This is a genomic window from Glycomyces amatae (assembly GCF_020991375.1).
In the GTDB taxonomy this organism is placed as follows: Bacteria; Actinomycetota; Actinomycetes; order Mycobacteriales; family Micromonosporaceae; genus Glycomyces; species Glycomyces amatae.
The window spans coordinates 40,277-57,587 of the sequence record NZ_JAJLQZ010000014.1 but is presented as its reverse complement, the minus strand read 5'-3'; the positions used below and the strand labels follow the sequence as shown (position 1 = coordinate 57,587).

At 65.4% G+C, this 17,311-nt stretch carries 19 protein-coding genes; 11 read left to right on the top strand and 8 right to left on the bottom strand.

The features are described from left to right. The first annotated feature begins 138 nt into the window (after positions 1-138). Complete coding sequence (locus LO763_RS19815) at positions 139-753, top strand: hypothetical protein (protein WP_230787747.1); 615 nt, start codon at positions 139-141, stop codon at positions 751-753. 1,105 nt (positions 754-1,858) lie between these two features. Here LO763_RS19815 and LO763_RS19810 read toward each other — a convergent pair. Continuing rightward, positions 1,859-2,323, bottom strand: coding sequence for a hypothetical protein (locus LO763_RS19810; RefSeq protein ID WP_230787745.1), 465 nt, complete (start codon positions 2,321-2,323; stop codon positions 1,859-1,861). 354 nt (positions 2,324-2,677) lie between these two features. Here LO763_RS19810 and LO763_RS19805 point away from each other — a divergent pair, with 354 nt between their 5' ends. Both LO763_RS19805 and LO763_RS19800 read left to right on the top strand, forming a co-directional pair. Then, positions 2,678-3,250 carry an HAD domain-containing protein gene (locus tag LO763_RS19805; RefSeq protein ID WP_230787743.1) on the top strand — a complete coding sequence of 191 codons (573 nt, stop codon included), beginning with the start codon at positions 2,678-2,680 and terminating at the stop codon, positions 3,248-3,250. Beyond that, positions 3,247-3,537, top strand: a complete 291-nt coding sequence (locus LO763_RS19800; protein ID WP_230787741.1) for a hypothetical protein — start codon at positions 3,247-3,249, stop codon at positions 3,535-3,537. The genes LO763_RS19805 and LO763_RS19800 overlap by 4 nt, the downstream gene beginning before the upstream one ends. A 374-nt stretch (positions 3,538-3,911) precedes the next feature. On the opposite strand, the gene LO763_RS19795 is transcribed toward LO763_RS19800, so the two are convergent. Together LO763_RS19795 and LO763_RS19790 are read right to left on the bottom strand one after the other, a co-directional pair. Next, complete coding sequence (locus LO763_RS19795) at positions 3,912-4,832, bottom strand: hypothetical protein (RefSeq protein WP_230787739.1); 921 nt, start codon at positions 4,830-4,832, stop codon at positions 3,912-3,914. Positions 4,833-5,005: 173 nt separating this feature from the next. Then, entirely contained in the window at positions 5,006-7,048 is a 2,043-nt protein-coding gene (locus LO763_RS19790) for an ATP-binding protein (RefSeq protein WP_369432035.1), read from the bottom strand. A gap of 144 nt (positions 7,049-7,192) precedes the next feature. Here LO763_RS19790 and LO763_RS19785 point away from each other — a divergent pair, with 144 nt between their 5' ends. Then, positions 7,193-7,516, top strand: coding sequence for a hypothetical protein (locus tag LO763_RS19785; RefSeq protein WP_230787735.1), 324 nt, complete (start codon positions 7,193-7,195; stop codon positions 7,514-7,516). A gap of 167 nt (positions 7,517-7,683) precedes the next feature. Here the strand turns inward: LO763_RS19785 and LO763_RS19780 are convergent, their stop codons facing one another. Then, complete coding sequence (locus tag LO763_RS19780) at positions 7,684-8,190, bottom strand: Pycsar system effector family protein (RefSeq protein WP_230787733.1); 507 nt, start codon at positions 8,188-8,190, stop codon at positions 7,684-7,686. A 312-nt stretch (positions 8,191-8,502) separates the two neighbouring features. Further along, positions 8,503-8,904 carry a hypothetical protein gene (locus tag LO763_RS19775; protein WP_230787732.1) on the bottom strand — a complete coding sequence of 134 codons (402 nt, stop codon included), beginning with the start codon at positions 8,902-8,904 and terminating at the stop codon, positions 8,503-8,505. Between the two features lie 540 nt (positions 8,905-9,444). Here LO763_RS19775 and LO763_RS19770 point away from each other — a divergent pair. After that, a complete protein-coding gene (locus LO763_RS19770) occupies positions 9,445-10,284 on the top strand; it encodes a hypothetical protein (RefSeq protein WP_230787730.1) in 840 nt (279 codons plus the stop codon). Positions 10,285-10,370: 86 nt separating this feature from the next. Here LO763_RS19770 and LO763_RS19765 read toward each other — a convergent pair whose 3' ends face one another. Both LO763_RS19765 and LO763_RS19760 read right to left on the bottom strand, forming a co-directional pair. Beyond that, positions 10,371-10,604, bottom strand: a complete 234-nt coding sequence (locus tag LO763_RS19765) for a hypothetical protein (protein ID WP_230787728.1) — start codon at positions 10,602-10,604, stop codon at positions 10,371-10,373. Between the two features lie 69 nt (positions 10,605-10,673). Beyond that, complete coding sequence (locus LO763_RS19760; protein WP_230787724.1) at positions 10,674-11,366, bottom strand: hypothetical protein; 693 nt, start codon at positions 11,364-11,366, stop codon at positions 10,674-10,676. A 342-nt stretch (positions 11,367-11,708) separates the two neighbouring features. Here LO763_RS19760 and LO763_RS19755 point away from each other — a divergent pair, with 342 nt between their 5' ends. From LO763_RS19755 to LO763_RS19740, 4 genes are all read left to right on the top strand, one after another. Continuing rightward, positions 11,709-12,659: an NsdA family TPR-like regulatory protein gene (locus LO763_RS19755; RefSeq protein ID WP_230787720.1), complete on the top strand. Its 951-nt coding sequence runs from the start codon at positions 11,709-11,711 to the stop codon at positions 12,657-12,659. Between the two features lie 78 nt (positions 12,660-12,737). After that, a complete protein-coding gene (locus tag LO763_RS19750; RefSeq protein ID WP_230787717.1) occupies positions 12,738-13,229 on the top strand; it encodes a hypothetical protein in 492 nt (163 codons plus the stop codon). Positions 13,230-13,440: 211 nt separating this feature from the next. Then, the gene (locus LO763_RS19745) at positions 13,441-13,830 is read left to right on the top strand and encodes a DUF3307 domain-containing protein (RefSeq protein WP_230787716.1); all 390 of its coding nucleotides are present in this window, start codon (positions 13,441-13,443) and stop codon (positions 13,828-13,830) included. Further along, a complete protein-coding gene (locus LO763_RS19740; RefSeq protein ID WP_230787714.1) occupies positions 13,827-14,993 on the top strand; it encodes a hypothetical protein in 1,167 nt (388 codons plus the stop codon). The genes LO763_RS19745 and LO763_RS19740 overlap by 4 nt, the downstream gene beginning before the upstream one ends. Positions 14,994-15,091: 98 nt before the next feature. On the opposite strand, the gene LO763_RS19735 is transcribed toward LO763_RS19740, so the two are convergent. Continuing rightward, positions 15,092-15,919, bottom strand: a complete 828-nt coding sequence (locus tag LO763_RS19735; protein WP_230787712.1) for a DnaB-like helicase C-terminal domain-containing protein — start codon at positions 15,917-15,919, stop codon at positions 15,092-15,094. Between the two features lie 235 nt (positions 15,920-16,154). On the opposite strand from LO763_RS19735, the gene LO763_RS19730 reads away from it, so the two are divergent. Beyond that, the gene (locus LO763_RS19730) at positions 16,155-16,511 is read left to right on the top strand and encodes a hypothetical protein (RefSeq protein ID WP_230787711.1); all 357 of its coding nucleotides are present in this window, start codon (positions 16,155-16,157) and stop codon (positions 16,509-16,511) included. A 100-nt stretch (positions 16,512-16,611) separates the two neighbouring features. Further along, positions 16,612-17,136 carry a 2'-5' RNA ligase family protein gene (locus LO763_RS19725; protein WP_230787709.1) on the top strand — a complete coding sequence of 175 codons (525 nt, stop codon included), beginning with the start codon at positions 16,612-16,614 and terminating at the stop codon, positions 17,134-17,136. The last annotated feature ends 175 nt before the right edge of the window (positions 17,137-17,311 follow it).

Sequence of the window (17,311 nt, the reverse complement as noted above, 5' to 3'; positions counted from 1 at the left end):
TGCGATGATCGACTTATGGATATCCCCAGGCCAGCGGCGGTCCCGGACCCGGTGAGCAGCATACCGACACAGCGGTACCTGGATATGCCGTCGTATGCCGGAACCGTTCGCGCCGTCTCAGCGGGCGAGCAAACGTGCATGCTGCTGTCGCACACAGTGGTGCGCTGGCCCGACCGGATGAAAACCGGGCTCGTGTTCACGATGACGGCCAGGGCGCGGTCGAAGCCGTACTCATGGCGGCTGTGGGCCACGGTCGAAGTGACCGGAGTCTGCGTCCACAGGCACTTCGATGACATTCCTGCCTGCAAAGCGGGGCATGAACCGTCCCGGATCGAACCAGGCCGGCAGGGTTGGGCGCGCATCAGAAACCACGCGATGCGAGGGAACCAAGCCACGCCGGAAGTCACTGCGGAACGTTGGCGGCATCCATGGACTGTCGTCGATGTCACCTGTATCGAATCAGGTCGCGAACGCCTCCGTACTGGCAGCGCGCCCCGCCAGTACCGCAACGCGATCGAAGCGGAACTCGCCGAGGACAACCGGTATTACGACTGGTTGAAGCTTTCAGCGGAGCAAGCGGGCGACGAACGGACGCCGTCGCAGGACGAAGTGTGGTTCCGCGCGAAGTCCGCGGCGTACAACAGGAAGCTCGGCATGGCGCTCGCGAACGGTGACGACCCCGCGCTCCTGACAGTCAGCGACGCCGAGATCAAAGCGGAAGTGCCGAAATTCGAACGGCGAGCCCGGCAGTGAACCGAGGGGCGACCGACCGCACGTTACCGCCGTTCGCATAGCCAGAGCGACCTTCGGGTCCACCTGGTTCGTCAAATCCCGCAATCCAGTTACGTCGATGCAGCCGCGCGCCGACTTCCGTCTCGCTGTATGTAGTCATCGCGGCAGCTTCTCACAGACGGCAGCGCCGGGCAACCTGGAATCGTGTCGCTCAATCGCCCTTGCGGTAGCAGTTGCCTTCGTCGGGGCCGCCGTCGCGCTTTGGTCACTCCCGGGGACGGCCGGGGTCCGCCGGACCGAACCGTTCAAGTGCGCACTTCCGCAGTGTCGAGGCCGCGTATTTGTCGAGCGCGACCGCTTCGAACACCACCGACCACGCCGCTCGCACCAGCAGGCCCGCGGCAATCCGAAGCAGCAGCCAAGCAACAATCCCTGCCAGAACACCGAGTACGGCGCCATACCAAGCAGGCCACAGCGCCCAGGCTCGGCTACGCCCATGACGGCGAACAGGGACGGGCGGTCACCGCGGGCATCGGTGAGCAGCCGGGTGAAGACTCCTTCGGCACCGCAGTACCGTGATGGCGCAAATGGTGGGACACTCCAGCGCCCGCGGGACCAGTCCCAGCACAGGCGGTGACAGTAGCGGAGGGTCGGAAGGCGCTCGATCATCCACAGTGTGCCGATGCCGTAGGCGACCACAGCGAGAAACGCGAGCGATCCGGCAGCGTCGAAAAACGCGGCCGCCGTGTGCACATCAGCGGCAAACCCGGTCGCTTCAGTTTTTCCCGGTCAGTGGCGTGCGAATGCGATCCAACCGGTGATGAGCCATACCGCGCCTGCGGTGAGCGGGGCCCGCACGGTCTGCGCGTCAGGGAGAAATGAGGGGGACATGAAGCCATCGTCGCATCGCGGCGGCAAGTACCGGGCCCCAGCGGCAGCCTCCCAACGAGTCGGCACCACCCGGCCGGACAGCGAAACAGCACAAGTCCGGCAGTTTCAACCGTGCCCTTGGGGACTGCAGCAGGGCCGCCACGCTCCTGTTTGCCGAGGTTCGCGGCGTACACCTATTTCTTCAAGCAGCCCCAAGGATTAGGAATGGACCAGGCCAGCTGCCGGCAGAGACGTATCAGGCCGACAGTCCTTGCCGCAGTGCTTCGAGTTCACTCATCGGGAAGGGGATCCCGCCCCAGGCCTTCGCGTAGGCTTCGGCACCGCCGCACTGGTCCAGCACCTCTTCGGCCATGAACGCGACGGTGCGGAGATACTCCCTGGTGTCGACTCGTCCATGCCACCGGAGCTTGCCGCCGCTCCACCGGGCGGCCACGGACTGCATATCGGCGAACTGAACTATCTGCATGTACACTTCGCTGCTGGCGCCGCCGTAGAAGAGGCAGGTACCGGAGGGTTCTGCAGGGAGATGAGCGACCGCCGACCGTGAACCTCGCTGCAAGTCGACGGCGGCTTGCACCATGGAACCAAGCCCGTCACCGATGTAAGTGGTGCGCACTTCGATGCTCGCGGTCCCACGGCCGAAGACCAGGTCGGCGGCACCTGCATGCCCCATCTTCCACTGGAGCGAGAACACCGTCATAGGGTCCACCTTGTTGCAGCGTCGGAGGGGCACCGTTCAGGGCCGGGCTGGGTACCCCCTAAGCGTAGGGTCACAGCGCGCGCTGGTGCTGCGCCGGTATCGGTTCGCATGGTCATCACCTGGTGGCTGCGGCCGCACCGCCGGTCACCGATCTGCTCCGTGCCTCAGGCTCAGCGGCCGTGCCTTGCGGCAGACCGCAGCCTGTCGTGAAGAGTGGAGAGCGAGGCAGCGACGTGGTCAGCATCGACTGCCTCGTGAAGGCGCCCCATTCATGTTGCACGGCCTTGACGTCAACCGCCGCAATCGCGTCGGCACCCTCCGCTCCTCGTACCCGCGACAGGAAGAACAAGCCCCATGGCCATCACTCACGGCTGGGACCAGCCGCACGGCTTCGACGCCATCCTCGACCGTGATGACGGCACGGTCATCGTCGCGCTCGACTTCGACGGCGTCGTCAACGCCGCCCGCCCCAAATGGCCGGAACGCCCCCGCAAGAAGCACGTCCGCACCAGCGTGGGCGAATTCTTGATCGTGTGGGCGCCGAGCCTGCGCGACCACATCAAGGCCCTCGCGGTCCAGCTCGTCTGGCTGACCTCCTGGGGGCCCGAAATCCATGTGGTCGAAGACCTCCTCGGACTGCCCCGACTGCCGCACGCGATCAACACGCTACTGCCCTCAGCGGACGTGCCCGCGGTCCAGCACGCGGCCATCGCCGAGATCGCCGCCACCGGCCGTCCCTGGATCTGGTGCGACGACAACGAAGCCGAGAACAGCAGCGGGCCGACCGAGCACGGGCCGCACCTCGAAATCCGCCCGAAGTCGAAGCACGGGCTGACCCCGGACGACATCGAACGCATCTGGGACTTCATCGACAACCCGTATGCCGTACGAAGCGCGGATGCCCCGGCGACGGAGGCGCGCCCGTGACCAGCGAGCAGTGGAAGACCGGCGGCTGGGTCCGCGACACCGAGGGCCAGATCTGGGTGCGCTCCAGCGACGAAGATGCGGCACAGGGCTGGGCGTGGAGGAACCCGCCGCCAACACCTGAGCGCGTCATCGGAGGGCAGACCTTCATCGTCGTCCCTTCAGGTGCCGTCCCGGAGGACCACCCGACTCGCCCGCTGACGCGCATCGTCAGGGCGTCGGCGATGCGTGAGGACCGATCGCGTTCATCGAACAGGACAGGCCCGACGAGTACGGCCACGACGCGCTGAACGAGATGAACTGGAGCCTGCTCCAGGTCGGTGCCGCGAGGGACCGGCTGCCAGTACTGCACCCGCGAGACCGGAGTGCCGATGGCCCGCCTATATCTGAACCGGAAGACCGAGCACGCCCGGTGCTGGCGCGGCGTGCCCAACCTGGGGGACCGCCCGGTGAAATCGCCGACCGTCCATCCGGGCCGGCTGCCTATCACCGTCACACAACGTGTGTAGGCGTTCGTCAACCACGGCACCGGGAAGCGGTGACAGGCAGGCACTGGCGAAGCAGGCACCTCCGGGGCACCTCCAAGCGGTCGTTCTGGGGCCGTATACGGCAACGGCTCAGCATGAGGCATTGCCGCGCGAGGCTGGCAGCACCAGCTGTCTGGTCAGAGGGGGTCGACGGTATCGATCGCACCGACTTTGCGAATGCAGCCGGACCGAATCTCCAGTTCGGCTTTCCCCCGCACCACACGGTAGGCGACCGTGATCCCATCGTCTCGCACTGCCACCAGTCCGTACGCCTCGGAAGCGTCGCCGGTCGCGGCTTCAGCGGAGGCGTCCTTAGTGATCGTGTACCCGGCCTCGTCCCACGATGCTCGCAGTGCCGCCATGTACGCGAGGTTGGTGTCGCTGCTGGGTTCGAGCGTGCCGAACCCGTACTTGATTTGCAGGTCGACCCAGGTTTCGTTCCATGCGGCGCCGTCGTCGCACACATCAAGGTCGGCATAGTACGGACCGCGGGTGACCTGGAAGCCTTCGACGTCCTCCATCACGGGAATGGAAGCGTCGACAACGGCCCCGAGACGTTCCCATGCGTCGGACGAGTCGAACGTCCGCGGCGGATTCGGCTCCTCAGGAACATACTCACGACCCAGTTGCGCGATCGATGCAGCGGTGAGCGCGACGACCGATGGGACGATGATGAGGTCAGGCCACAAGTGCAGTTTTGCGGAGGCCGGCCTGGCGAGACGGTTCCCTATGGATCCTGAGGTAATGACGGCAGCGATGCCGGCACCGGCGACGGGAATCATCGCCATGATGCCGAAGAACGGTTGCGCGATGAGGTGGAGCACCGCCTGGACCGCGAAGGCGACACCGGCGAGGATCAGGTAGGCGCGTCCGCGACGGGTGAGGCCGACATGGACTGCGGCGAGCACGTACACCGGGAACGCGACTGCTGCGGCGGTCAGGAACAGGACGGCGCTGCGGTGCATGTCGTCCATGGGCGGATTCACGTCGCCGAGGTACCAGAGATCAGGAGCGACGTTCGTTGCCGGCAGGCCGCAGGCGATCGTGAAGAACGCCATGCTCGCCATCGAGACACGCAGCCCTATAACGGAACCGTTTGCTGGATTGCTGGCCGGATCGGGGCTGCTGCGGTTGGCGGCTAGCGTGTCAGTGTTGCGCGGGGGCAAGGAGTCGCTTTCACTCGAAGTGACGGAGAAGTCACAACAGATGTGCGCAGTATAATGCAGGTGCGCTACGCCGACGGCAAGCCAAGCTTGTCGAAGAACGCCCGGTTCCGTTCCATGGCCATGTTAACAAGACGATCGAAGCTCATCACCTCGATGTACGCCTTGGCGGGTTCGTTGAAACCGAAGTACCCCAGCCCGTCATGGGTCGGACGCAGGTTCGACATCTCGCATCGTTCCACCATGGTCTCGGTCAGATCTGCCACGATGTAGCAGAAAGCGGGAGACTCCTCGGACTTCGGGATCGGGCGCCCAGTAGCGGTCCTAACTCCACCTGCGCGCACACGCTTCACGTAGCCGAGACACTGCTCGATCGGGTTCTTCCCCTCCGACGCGTCGTTGCGCATCGGCCGTTTGATTTCGACGACGACGAGGGACGGCAGCGGGAGCTTTTCACCTGCCGCCGCCAACACTGGCGTATCAGCAAGTCTCGTGGCAAGGATATCGGGTCTCTTGATCGAATCATCGCCGGTGATCGACATGCTCTTGAGAGTTTTATCAGAGGCAAGGTAATCATGGAACGCAAGACTCTCGTCGATGATCCACAGGTTCGACGCATCCGGGCCAATCTCATTCGAATCGGTCCGCATCGGAATGAGCAAGGAGTGGACGGCGTCCTCTCGACTATATTTGCCGTCATCGTCCGATCGGATCAACTTGAGCAGGAGGTCCAGAACGACCCGTCGCCGCGAGACATAAGCCGCCAAATCGGACTGATTGATGTCACTGAGCTTGTCGAGATACCGGGCGAGTCGCTCCTGGTAGTCCTCGGACATGACGGAGCCAGTCTCAGCGAAAACTTCCTGCCCCTCGGCAATGGCGTCAGCTTCGAGTTTCTGCAAGGCCCGATGCAGCAGCAGTTCGAGGTCCAGGTCCTTGATCCACGGATCCACGGTGATACCGAGCGCTTCGAGTCGGGCTAGGACCGGCCGGTACCGCGGCGCATGGCGGCTCACGAACTCATTGACTCGTTCCTTGCCCTCCTCGCGAACCGCCCTGAGCGGGACATCGAGGATTTTCTCCACTTCGCCCAGCACGCCTTCGCGGATATCGTCGAACGAGACATCATCGGCTGCCAACCTGCCTGAGACCGACTCGTCGATGTCGAAGGCGGTACGGTCCGCGCGAACGCGTTCGTCGAGGAAGCCTGAGGACAGATAACAGACGTACGTGAACTCGGCACCGTGCTCGTCCTTCAGCCTTCCAACCAATCCGGGCACCTTACCGGTGATGTTCTCCTCGAAGACCACGCGGTTCGCAGCGCACCAATACAGTCGCGGCGCAGTGCTGCGCGTGGAGGACCTGAATCGAAGGTTAACCATCGTGAACTTCTCGCCTTTGACATCGACCGTCGTCGGCGCCATTTCGGAGAACACGAAGTCCTCCAGCAATGCGTTGAGCGAGACGGACCCGTCGTCGTCGGCCACCGTCACCTCGGGCGCGCCGCCCGGTCGGAGGAAGTACCAGATGCAGTGCTCAAACACTTCACGTGCGATAGATTCGATGGTCTTCGGTGCGCTCTGCTGGAAAGCGACCTTAAAGCCCTCCAGGGACACCGTCGTGCCAGGTTCGTCGGCATCGACGTGCTCCCCAAGGTGCTCAATCTCTTCCGCCACAGAGAACCTAAACTGCCGGCCGTGAAGGCTCCCTGCCGCGTCCTGGTAGGTACTGTCGACCGAAATCCGGTCGAACGCTTTGAGCCATAGCAGACGGCCCACGCCTCGGCAGCCAATTCCCGCCTTGAACTCGCTGTCCAAGGTCTCGAAGGATTTCATGTTGTCCGGGTCGAAGCCCGTTCCATTGTCTTCGACACTGAATCCGACGATCGGTTTCAGCGCAGTGCGGCCAGGGCCGGAAGATCCGAAGTCCAGCGGATCCTGCGGGCTGCGCAGAATCCTGACGTGCAGGCGTCCCTTTTCGACTGCATCTCCGAATCGGGTGTCAATGGCTTGAAGCCCATTGACGACTGCTTCCAAGAGTGGGAGAAGGGCATGGCTCTTTGGCAGGCTAGTGTTTCGAACCCGACCTGCCAGCGATGTTCTCAGTGCCATGGCATACCTCTCAACGTTGCGATCACGCAAAATCTTATCGGTAGGAACAGAGCCCGTCGCAGGGCTGACTCGGACTGGGCTCGTTCGGTGAACGTTCAGGTCCAACAGAGGCCGTATTATCATACATATGTATGATAATATGTCATGCGTACGACACTGTTGATCCACCATATGGCTATGGGCTTGCCTCGGCGGCCCCGCGCGATCGACACCGTACTCCCACACGACGATGTACCCGGGGCGAAACGCGCCGCGCTGGAGCGCATCGCCCGGTCTAGGCGGCCCTTCGTGTGGTGCGACGACCGCGAAGCGGCCGACGTTGACGTCGTCGGCGCGGGCGCGCATCTGGTGATCAGGCCGCAGTCGCGGCAGGGCCTCACGCCCGCCCACGTCGAGCAGGTGTGGGCGTTCGTCACAGCGGCCACGGGGTCGAGTCACGTTGCCGCAGCGGAACGGATGACGTCGTAACCGCTGTTCACCAGCAGGTGCGCAGCGCTCTTGAAGACACATTGACCCATACGAGGAACTCGCTGCTCGGCCGGCCCAGACCAGTTCGCTCGTTCTCCCACTGCCAGGGCCGCAGTGCCGTCGTCGCAGTGGTCCTGGGGGTGTGGGGGTGATCGGTAGGGTTCACTTCAGAGCATGCGGGTGATGGAGGTGACCGCTCCGGCGCTCGCGCCAAAAGCAAGCGCGAATCCCATCGCCAGCATGCCGAACGTGATCAATTCATGTTTGCGACGCGTGAGGCGTTCGAGTGCCACGAGTTCCGTTGCACAGACCCGCAGTTTTCGGGAGGGGTGGCGCACCCGGTCAAGCGCGTGTTGTTCCGTAGCTGCAACGGATCGCTGCGATGCCGCTGACGACCGCGGCAGGAGCACGAGGCCGAAGCTGACACCAGCGATGGTGACAGCAATAAGCGCGCACCCCACCAGCATCTGCGGGACCATGTCAAGCATCGGCAGCACGGTCGTGGCCGCGGCAAACATCAATCCGACCACGGCAAAGGCGCCGACTGCCTTCGTGTCAGCTTGGCGGTGCAGGTCTCGTTCGTGGGCGATGCCGTCCGTGAGGTCATCGGCCGCGCTTGCGGCCTCCTCATCGCTAACGGGCGCCGTTGTCTCAGGGTTGGTGTGCTCGGTCATGCAGTCTCCAAGCGGACCTGCCGAGCGCAAACGGGGAGCAGCGTCGCCGCAGGGCCCGCTCAAGCATAGGCAACCCTGCCGATTCGGGTCCCGTCGCCAACCCGACCGAGTGCAGGCACTGGATGCCGAACGTTAGCGTGGCGCCGCGCGACAGCAACACGACGTCGCCGAGTGAAGCGGACCAACTGAACGGTCCTGACCCACGCCCTTTGGCACGGCCCATACGGCGATCCTTCAGGGCATGATCGAGCACATCAAGCAGCAAACCGGCACCATTGATGCGACTTCTGACGGCAGCGCCGCTGCGGAGGTCTATGCCGCGGCCGTCACCGCTGTGCCGCCACCGGCCCGCGGCCGCGCCGCCTGGCACAGTGCCTCGTGCGCCACGTGCCGGCGGTGGCGCGCTTCGCCGGTCTCGATACCGGCGTCATAGGTACGTCCGCACTGGTCGGCATGCGCTTCCGCTACGCCGACCGCCTGGTTCGCCTCCAGGTACTCGTTCGCTGCCCGACCGAACGCCACGGCACGTTCCAGACCGTCCACGGCGGCGACCATGCCCAACCAGCGTTCCCGGGCGGCGGCTACGTTCTCCCCGGCTAGCGTCGCGTCGAAGGCCGCAGTGCCGTCATGTCCGGCCTGCCAGTAAACGTGGCTCCACTGCTCCACGAGGTCAGCGGCGGCGATCAGTTCTTGGAGATCACGACGGGTATGCATGAGTACAACGTATCGGCTTTGGCGCCGTTGGCGCTTCGGCCGAACTGCCCCCGCGGCGATGGCCGTTCGCCCGAGGCCCACCATTGCCGCAGGTGGTGCAGGTAGCTGACACGGATCCACCGACAGGGGCCGGCTGACGCAGGCTGCCGTCGAGGACGGACCCGGGCCGACAGGTGCGACCGCGGTACGCCCTTGGAGAGGCCCGCGAGCATGCACCGCCCACGGCAGGTCGGACAACCCGCACGGTCGTGGGTCTAACCCGCACACAGGCATCACGGCCTCGGCGCAGCATGCGAACCGCAGGCCCGAGGCGGCCGTGACGACAAGGAGAACGCGACAATGACGACTGCTGATCCTGTGGCGGTACCGCACGGTATCTGCACCGCCCACGAGTTCACGAAAGGCAACAACGACCGGTTCTACCAGTCATCGACCCAGACGCAGCAAGGCCTCGCTGAGTAGCGCCGCACCGACCGCTCCGGCCTGGAAACGTGGGGACCGTTCGACCATGCCGAGCCCGACCCGGCAGCAGTCGCGGATGTGGACCGTGACCTATGGGTGCGCAATGCCGCCTTCCCGCGCTGGCACCAGCGCTACGTCGAACACGGCACGGCCGCCAGCCAGGCCCGCCCGGTCGCCTGGGATGCCTTGGTGCTCAAGTACGGACCGGTGACCGTCGCCCCACCCGAGCAACTAGCGTTTCTGCCGGCCCCGAAGCAGCGGCGCCAAGGCACGGCGCTGCCACCGATCGACCCGATCCTGCAACGACGCTTGCCCGAGCCCGGCGTGCCGGTCGTCGACGCGAGGTTCCGCCGCTGGCTTCCGGACGAAGACGGCCGGTACTGGAACCTCCGCGTCGGGGAAGCGGTCATGCCGGAAGCGCTCGCGGCTGAGGCTGGGCCGCTGCGCCCCCAAGGGTCACCCGAACCTGACGACGAGGACACGCTGATCGCACCGGTAGCGGCGGCCGGTACCGCGGGGCTGCTGGTGGCCACCCGCGCCCTGCAGGACACCGCGGCCCGACTCGAGAGCATCGTCCCAGTCGACCCGGAGACGGCGATGCGCGCCGGTCGGACCGGATCGTGGGAGTCCGACCGCCTGCACGACCTGGTGTGGGCGGCGCGTGTGCACACCGAAGGTCACGCGGTGCCAGCGGCAATGGTGGACGTTCTCTTCAGGTGGGTCACTGGTGGGCCGGACCGGCCCCGGCCTTATGTGGAACTGGCCGGGCTGTGGGCGCCCGCGTTCGACGCGGTCGGTATCGGCGCGCTGTCGTTGGAGCCGCTTGCGGACATCGGCCTGGCCGACGCCAGCGACCTGACCCGCGGTGTACCCGGGTGGCTGCTGTCGCGCACCAACGGTTTCATCAACCGCAGGTAGACCCGCCCCGGCCTTGGCCGCTGACGCGGTGCAACCCCGACCGAACGAGTGCTCAGCCAGCCCTGGAGCAGCTGCACCAGATCGGTCTAACACCGCTCAGCGATGATGCCGTGGGCAGTGCCACGCAGCAGGTAGGATCCGACTCGGCGTTGTTCGCCGTCAGCCAGCGTGATCAGGGCACCGTCAACCCAAGCCGTGTCGCCTTCGACCGTGATCTGCTGGCCGTGGTCGTTGAGTTCCATGGAGCCGTGAGCGTCATCGCCGAGGGCACCAATGAATGATGTGGGCCCGTCGCCGATCGCACCGTAGTGGTCGGTCATGTGCGCCTCCCTAGCGTTCGTGGTGTCACATCATGATTGCAATGCCGTTGCGGGCCATGGCATCGGGACTCATGAAACCCACCACCATAGGCTGGCGAACGCGACGGCGGCAACGGCTCTCGGCCCCAGCATCCTCCACCAGCAGCGGTCCAGATCGATGCACCACGGCCGGAACGCGAACACCAACACGACACCGGTCGCTACCAATGCCACAACGGTCAGCAGCGCTGCGAGTGGAGCAATGATGGACCCGAAGGCCACGGTCCCTACGACGAGGGCCATGACGAGGCTCGCTGCGTCAACGACGACGGTCGCGGTGACGCCGGTTCGGTAACGCTGCGTGTCGCTGCGGTCGAGAAAGGCCGTGACCGTCTCCAGCGTCTCCAGGTCGGGGGTGGCTGGTGCGACCGGTCCGAGCACGTCCAACGCGTCATGGAGACTATCGGCGTACCCGGGTTCGAAACCGACCGGGCTGTCACCGAGAGGCGGGTTGCAGGTGTGACCGTGGACCATGCTGGCCCATTCGGCGAGCTGCCTCGGAGTCCAGACGTCGTGTTGGGTGGCGGCGATCGCCGACCGCACATGCGCACGAGTCAGCGTGGCCACCGGAGCGCCCTGGTGTCGGCCAACCAGTTGCTGCAACGCGCTCAGGAGTGCCGCCACAGGTTGGCGCCGGTGGAGCAGGTCATCGAGGACAACGCTGATATCGGGAAGGTCCGCGTCGAACCGGCACGGGGCGACCGGGTGGAGGGCATCATTCATGCGCCGTCACCTGCTGCAGGGACCGCTCGGCAAATCCCGCGGATGCGGGCGGCAGTCGCACTAAGTATGCGGTTGATGGTGGGCATCAGGTCCGTTCAGTGAGCGATCAGCGGACGGCAGGTCGGTGCGGGGCCGGGAGGCACCGTCATGCTGTGTGCGGCAAGCCGGGAGCGGCGGCACGCTGAGGGACGGCACACCATGCTGCCGCTCCCGATGCCAGTGCCCGGCTGTGGATCTGCCTTCCGGGACTGACTGCCCCATTGTGGAAGAGACGGTCGCGTTTGGGAAGATGACGAGGCTTAACCATTGCAAGAGTCAGTTCGGCTACGGGGAGGGCCTGGCATGGAATTCGGGACGCTCATAGACCGCTACCTGCGCCGACAGGGCACCACCGTGGCCCGGTTCGCTGACACGAACTTCTTCGACCGGGCCTATGTGTACCGTGTCCGCAACGGCCAGCAGCAGCCGTCAGCCGGGCTCGCGCAGGCACTCGACCGGGAGTTCGCCACGACCGCGTTCACGGCGTTGCGTGCAGCGCACCTGCATGCCGACGCGCAAGCGGCCTCCCGGATCGACCTGGCTCAGGTGGCTGCGTTCCGACGCGATTTGGATGCCCTGCGGCACCTGGACGACGCGATTGGCTCTGCTGCCGTTCGTCCCGCCGCCCGCAGGAACCTCACCCAGGTCACCGGTATGGTTCGGGCGGCCCGCGGGCCCGGTCGTGACGAGCTTGTCGACGTCGCGGCAGGATGGGCGATCTTCGCCGGCTGGGTCGATATCGCCACTGCCGCATGGCGCAGTGCGAGCATGTCGCTGACGCGTGCGTGGGAATGGTCGGCCGAGAGTGCCAATCCGACCTTGCAATCGGTGGCGTTGACGTTTCAGGCCTATCAGGCGCTTAACCGGGCCCGGGTCGACCGGGCGCTCAGCTTGGCGGTCGCGGCGTCGCGTGTTGCTGGTGCCCATCCGGCGCAGCAGGCGTACACGGTGTTGCAGCGCGCCCGCGTCTATGCTGAGCTTGGTGAACGTGAGCGTGCCCGGCCGCTTTTGGACCAGGCGGACCGGGCGATCGCGGTGGCGGCCGCTGAAGGTGCCCCGCCGGAGGTGATCTACTGGAGCACCACGCCGTTCTACCAGCTGCATGCGGGCCGGACGTTGACGGTCATGGGCGAGAGCGCGGATGCGGTCGCGTATCTCCGCGGCGGTCTTGAGGGACTGCCGGACGCACAGGCTCGCGCTGCATGGACGAGGAAGTACCGCACCGCGCTGGACCATGCCGTAGCCGTTGGTTAAGGGACCGTACTTGCGGCCGACAGTTTCAACCAGTTGCACACTGTCAATTTTATGTGACGTGGAGTACAGTGCGAAGGCATGAATCCCACGATCCTCACCATCCTCATCCTCGCCGCCTACCTCACCATTGCCGCACTCGCATGGCGGCCCGCCGCGCGCTACTGCCTCACCGGCGAACGAGAAGAGCACCTGCGATGGCATGACGACCTCACGCAATGGGATCGCCGCCGCGCCATGCGAAAATCCGGCGCCATAGCGTTGTTCGCCGTGCTCCTGTGGCCCTACACCGCCGTGATCATGCTCCTCATTACCTACGTGCCCCCCGTCTACCGCAGGGCCATGAACCGACTCACGGCAGGTATCGACCCTGAGCCGCCCGACGCCAACGCGCCATCAACTCACGACGCCTTGGACGACCTCGAACCCATCGACGCGGTCGCCATGGCATGGACGGTCCCTGGTGATTCGCCCGCTACCCATGCCATACAAAAGCGTCATATTGCCGCCCGCATGCCTGAACTCGCGCGCGCACTCGACCGTCTTACACACCACCGCACCGCCGACATGTGAACCCAACCCGGGCCGGCCTGCACCACCGTCACGAAACACCGGACAGCCAGACGACCTCTGGAAAGCCCGATCACGACCGCAAAATGAGAACTACTTCTCAACCCTGAACCTGTTTGCGCCTCACCATGAAAGGAGCACCGACACACCAGGGAGCACCCATGGACGACACCGCCCGACCCGACACTGACCGCAGCTCTCGACAGGCACACCAATGACCGTCGAAGGCCTCATCGCGCACCTTATCGGCGACTACCTCATCCAGTCCGAGTGGATGGCTGCCGAGAAAACGAAACGGTGGACGCCAGCTGTGGTGCACGGCCTCGTGTACACGATCCCGTTCCTCATCCTCACGCAGTCCCCGTGGGCGCTCATCGTCATCGCCGGCACCCACATGGTCATCGACCGGTACCGGCTCGCCCGCCACCTGGTGTGGCTCAAGAACTGGCTGGCGCCGCACGGCTGGAACCTGCCGTGGGCGAAATGCCAAGCAACCGGATATGGGCCGGACAAAGAACCTGGTTTCGCTGTCGCACTGCTCATCGTCGCGGACAACACGATGCACCTGGTCATCAACGCCGCAGCATTGACATGGCTTGCGTGAACGTCACGAAAGCGGCGAGGGTCCAACTGCGCGCCGAAACCGTGACGGTGACAACGGCCGCTATGGTGCAGGTCATGTACACGTACCAGCCGCGATGTCCACGGCGCAGCGCCAGCGGCCAAGTCTGCGGTGCGCTGGCCGCGGAGTGGCCCGTTCTCCCATGCTGCCCGCTGCCCGTGCTGGCGTGCTGGGAGCATCTGAGCGCCGATGAAGCAGAGCACTGCCATGCGATCCGGGACGCCTCCGCTCGCTGGCGGTGGACCGGTGCGGCGGGCGACGGACCTGATGCGCCAACCGTGAGCGTGTTCCGGCAGGCTTGGCCCCGTGCCTACGAATCGTGGCTGAGCGGTGATGATGCACGGCTACAAACGCTGTGGCACGAAGAGGTCGGCATCTCCGCTCTCGCGGCGGCGTTCGCGCGGCATCCGGAAACCATCCGTGCCAGGCTCGTACTCCTGGGCGTAGTGGGCATGCCGGCCTCGGTTACCGCGTACGCCATCGCAACCTACCGTACGAGCGCCGCCGCGAGCGCGGCTCCGTCAGCGGTCACACCTACAGTCGCAGTCCCGCCGCAGCCGCGGCAGCCGTCACCATATGAACGGCTTGCCCACGCCGACATCCCTTTCCACCTGCGGGCGCGCGCATGGCTGGAACTGGCGATGCTGGTCGAATGCGGCGCGTGCTGTGCCGACCCGGGCGGACGGTGCACCGGTCCAGAAGCCGTTGACGTAGGGCGAGACGTGGTGGTCTGCCCCGCACGCGTTGACGAGATACCTGAGGTCACCGCTGAACGGTGCCCGCGCTGCAATGGCTACCTGATGGATCGTCCTATGGGCTGGCATGACACGTGCTGGAACCACAGCAGCAAAGAAGACAGAGTTGCCCTCGCGGGGGAGCGCACCGAGGTGTGGGACGCGGGCTACCGCTCATACAAGCGGATGCTGACCATTGACGTCGAGACGGCGACGCAGTTCGGATGCATGGAATGCGGCGTCACCCCGGGCGTTCCCTGCCGCGAACCGCAGACGTACCACCCCTCGGCCACACCGAACCCGCCAGGAGCGGAACTGTCGCACTACGCCCGGGTTCGAGTGGCGCAGTCGCACCGGCGAGCCCGGCACTTCCTGGCAACACAGGAGACAGCACCGCCGCCCTTCCTGTAGTTCGACCATCTCGACACAGACGACCCCGCCGCGGCCGAGAGCTGCAATAGCCCGCCGATCTAACGGCCGCAACGTCGCGCGGCCCATACCCGGCTTGGTCAGCGCAACCGCTTCCGGGAGCCAGTGTCGACCACGAGCGACGTCGCGTGTTCCATACCGAGCGGTACCCAGTCGCCGCCTGGCCCCCACCGGTTCTTACGGACGAGCACCACCCGGCGCGTGTCTTCGACCCGAACAGCGGCTTTCGCAGGGTACAGCTCGATCACCTGGTCGGAGTCCTGATGGAACGCCTCGAACGCGGCCGCGCTGTTCTCCGCGTTCGCAAGCGCCTTCTCCGCTTCGGAGGTGTGCCGGGAGACGCGCCGGCCGACGGCGATCACGGTCGCGTCGTTCTTGAACGCGAGATGTTTCAACGCCCGGGAAGCACGCGAGAGCGACGCAACCCGCGATTCGCGCCGCGGCGTACCCCATTCGTCAACGCCGAGGTCAGGATCGTCGAGGAGCTGCACGGCGTCGACCACGATCAGGTCCAGGTCGCCGTAGCGTTCTGCGGCCACTTCGACCACGGCGTCAAGCTCGTCGACCGGGAGCGACTTTGGGTTCTCCACGAACAACGGGGCGTCTCGACGAACCTTCTCGTAGTGCTCGATAGCAGCCCGCTGCGCTTCGGTGAGCGTGTCGTCCAGGACGGCCTGGTGCGGGACGCGGGTCGAGCAGCCGCGCAAGCGGGCGTCGAACGCGTCAGTTCGCTGCGACGGCAGCAGTACGAGCGTGGCCGCACCGGCGCGGAAGGCCATGTGCCGGATCATGTTGACCACGAGCACGGAGTTCTCTTCCGCGCGGGCACCGGCAACGGTCATGAGGTTCCCGGGCGTGAAATGTTGGAGGGCGTTGTCAAGACTGGGGAAGCCAGTGGAGAATTCCATAGCGTCGCCTTCGGTACGTTCGGCAAAGGGGTCGCGGTTAGCCGCAACGGTGATGACAGGGTAGCCGCTGGACCGGTCGGCACGGCCCCAGGCGGGGTTCCTTTTCGGAGTGACGGCCGCTCACGTCCGGACATGACCACTGCACTCCTGATCACGAACACACGATGCTCGAAGGCGGGTACACGCTGCTGGTGTCCGGTCGCCGACGGGTTGGGGACTCGAAGCCTATCGAGACATGCTGGCTGCACCTGAACGATGCAGCACGGCTCCCGTGCGCCACCACCGGCGGCGAGACCGGACCGAGGAAGCGACCCAGCCGTCCACCGAGACGGTCCGGCTCCTGACCGCATCCGCATCGCAGACGCTGGCGCTCGTCGTTGGCAGCATCGCGTACGCTCCGTTGCAGGGGAGCAGTGCCACAACAAGGCTCTGCGTGATGCAGGCTGCGCAGATCGCAATGTCGACGCCGCCGGTCTGCAACGCGGCAAACCGTGGCGGATCCCACGCCGGCGGCATCGAGTATGGCTACCACGTCCGCTGGAAGCACCTTGACACCGGGGAGCGGCGCTCGGCCGGACGGAAACGATGGTGACGGCAGCGTAGACGCCGACCGGCGTCCGTGTGGGTTCAGGTCCGCAGGGTAGCGGGCCCCTTGGTCGCAGCGGATGGTCGGCCTTCGAGAGAATCAGGTGATGTCGAAGTACCGAACAGGTCAGACCGCGCTACTGGTCGTAGTTGATGACGTCGAGCCCCTGGTGGATCCTTGGCGGCAGCGGTTCAACACTTCCGCAGCGGCGGGGCTGCCCGCGCACGTCACCGTACTCATACCGTTTCTCGACATCAAACGCATTGATCCGGCGGTGCGCAACGAGCTGACCGCGCTGTTCGCGCGCCAGGACCGGTTCAGCGTCGAGTTCGGTAAGGTCGGGCGCTTTTCCCACGTGCGGTATCTCCAGCCGACACCGGCCCAGCGATTCCGTGAACTGACCGAAGCGGTGGTGGCCAGGTGGCCAGAGGCTCCGCCCTACGGTGGCCAGTTCACCGAGGTACATCCGCACCTGACGGTCGCGAACGACCAAAGTCCTGAAGTGTTCGACGAGATCGAGGCGGCCATAGAAGCGCAACTTCCCCTATCAACCGTGGTGTCGTCAGTCAGTCTGTTCGTCAGCGACGGCAGCCGCTGGCATCGCCGCCACGAATTTCCCTTCGCCTGCTGACCGCATCGGTACCTTGCGGCCTTGTAGCGCGAAAATGGAAAGGATCCGCACGGCGAAGGGATGGGGCGGTCTGGAAACTCGTCAGAGCCCGGGGGCATGCCGGACAGGTCGGTCATGTCAGGGGTTGCGGCCGATACGCACTGACCTGTCGGCCCGCTAGCGAGCCGCGTTCGCG